At 52.9% G+C, this 2,381-nt stretch carries 3 protein-coding genes; 2 read left to right on the top strand and 1 reads right to left on the bottom strand.

The annotated features are described in order from the left end of the window. The first annotated feature begins 104 nt into the window (after positions 1-104). Positions 105-284 carry a transposase gene (locus EEB11_RS20430; RefSeq protein WP_135434183.1) on the top strand — a complete coding sequence of 60 codons (180 nt, stop codon included), beginning with the start codon at positions 105-107 and terminating at the stop codon, positions 282-284. Between the two features lie 303 nt (positions 285-587). Further along, positions 588-1,345, top strand: a protein-coding gene (locus EEB11_RS19165) for an IS5 family transposase (RefSeq protein ID WP_245299017.1) whose coding sequence is annotated in 2 segments (ribosomal slippage) — positions 588-906 and positions 906-1,345 — 759 coding nt in all. Because the reading frame shifts where the segments join, the coding sequence is not laid out codon by codon here. Between the two features lie 67 nt (positions 1,346-1,412). On the opposite strand, the gene EEB11_RS19705 is transcribed toward EEB11_RS19165, so the two are convergent. Then, positions 1,413-2,381 (bottom strand): hypothetical protein (locus EEB11_RS19705; RefSeq protein ID WP_167852820.1); only part of this gene is annotated, 969 nt, incomplete at its 5' end.

The raw sequence follows: 2,381 nt of genomic DNA, 5'->3' as shown, positions 1-2,381 counted from the left end.
GGGCGTCCATTGCTTTCAGCCGCGGAATGGCCGTGCTGCTATTTGGGACATCTGTTTCGCTGCTGATGCTTTAGGCTTCAAAGGCCACAATTGAACGACGAACGATGAACGCCTGTCGGAGACCGCCGCTATTCTCCGTTACTATCCCGGGGATCGGCCCGGTTGCCAGTTCAATGCTGGTCGCAGAAATGCCCGAGATTGGCACCATCACCGGCGAAGAGGCCGCAGCGCTCACTGGATTGGCCCCGGTTGCGCACGACAGCGGAACCCTTCGCGGAAAATAGGCCATCGCCGGTGGTCGTCGTGCCCTGCAACACGTGATGTTTCAAGCGGCTTTGGTCGCGGCACATCACAACCCGAGCCTGAAGTCTTTCGCAGATCGCCTTCGCAAGGCCGGAAAACCGCACAAGGTCATCATCACCGCCGTCGCCAGAAAGCTAGTCACCGTCGCGAACGCCCTGTGCAAAAGCCGTCAGAAATGGACCGCCACAACGTCCTGACAGATACAGTTGCTAGAGTCAGGACCCATAAATCTGCTTGATCGATGGCGGGTTGCATGATTCACACTTCCAACTTGGGGAGGGATCATGAGCGAACTTTACTGGCTGACAGACGTGCAGATGGATCGGTTGCGGCCGTTCTTTCCAAAGTCCCGGGGCAAGCCTCGGGTCGATGACAGACGAGTGCTGAGCGGGATTATCTTCATTCAGCGCAATGGGTTGATGTGGAAGCATGCGCCCTCGGCCTACGGCCCGCCCAAGACACTCTACAACCGCTGGAAGCGGTGGAGCCGGATGGGCGTGTTCGCCACGATCATGACCGAATTGGCGGCCAGGTCGCAGGACACCGGGATCGTGATGATCGACGCGACCCATGCGAAGGCGCACAGGACCGCGTCGAGCCTTGCGGTTCAAAAGGGGGGCGCGGACGGCTGATCGGGCGGACGAAGGGTGGTCTGAACTCGAAACTGCACGTTGTGGCCGATGCCAAGGGCCGCCCGATCCGGATGTTCCTGTCGGCGGGTCATACCTCGGATTACATCGGGGCGCGGGCGCTCCTGTCCTCGATTCCGCAAGCGACGGCCCTGCTCGGAGACCGTGGATACGACGCTGATTGGTTCCGCAACGCTCTGATCGACATGGGGATTTCGCCGTGTATTCCCTCCCGTGCCGGTCGCAAAGTCCCGATCCCGCACAATACCGACCTTTACCGTCTGCGCCACCGGATCGAGAACATGTTCGCTCGCATCAAGGACTGGCGCCGCATCGCAACCCGATACGACAGGTGCCCGATCCTGTTCCTCTCAGCCTGCGCCTTGGCCGCTACCGTCATCTATTGGTTGTGAGTCCTGACTCTAAGGTGTTCCCCATCACCTGATGCTTTGTTCAGAGCGAACTAACGATGTCCTGATTCTAACGATAGGGCATCTGTCGGACATAGGATCTGCGCAATCGTTCAATATTTCCCTCTAATTCGCGGCCTCGAGGGGTATCTTTCTCTATAGACATTGCCCAATCTGCATACGCAACAAGTTTCATCCGCACTGTATAATCATTTGGAATCCGAATTTTTTCATTTTTGGAGGGATCTGGGTGATTTTTAAACATCTCTTTAGTCGATATACCAATGTGATCAAAAATATCCCTTGTTCGTCGACACTTCAAGCAATGTCCACAATTTGACCCAGTGGACGTATCGACCCAACACACCGATAGTTTATTTATAAGTTCAGTGCTATAGTTTGAAATAAATTTCGCCCGCTCTGCACGATGCATCAGATTACCATAGGCCCGCAAGGGTAAGGCCTTGAGAGAAAATAGGTGCATTAACGCAAAACAATTCCCCCATGGATGTTGAATAATTTCATTGATCGGTGGAGCATCAAGGGCGTAAGACCCTTCAGAAAATAAATCCGAGTGGTAATGCAGCGACATTGCCAGTAGAAAGCTATGATGAAGCTCCCAATCAAGAGACATCATAGTTCGAAAGTTAGTCTCAACCACTACTAAATCTAGGCCAATTATTTTGCAAATAGCGTCAACACGATCTTGAAGCTCTATAAAACCCTGATGTTCCGCTGATGGGTAGTCGGCACCAGCGATCAGAAGTCCGTGAGTGTAGTTGCTCTCAGCTTTTGCAGCAATAGCCGAGGACACACTATCAACCCCACCAGATAAACAAATTACCTTTTTTTGGTGGCCACTATCCTCGACAACTGGATCGGGAACAATATTGGTTAACTCTAATCTGGGAGGCGAAATGGATGCCAGACTCCACAACCAAAATGTATAATTAATACGAGAGATCGCGTCAACTGCAGATGCGCTTACCGGCTGATCAAAACGAATGGTACGGTTTGTTCTGGATGATATAGCAGCTAG

The sequence above is a fragment of the Pseudotabrizicola sediminis genome (assembly GCF_004745575.1).
In the GTDB taxonomy this organism is placed as follows: domain Bacteria; phylum Pseudomonadota; class Alphaproteobacteria; order Rhodobacterales; family Rhodobacteraceae; genus Pseudotabrizicola; species Pseudotabrizicola sediminis.
The sequence above is the reverse complement of the archived record's forward strand: the minus strand, read 5'-3'. Positions and strand labels throughout refer to the sequence as shown.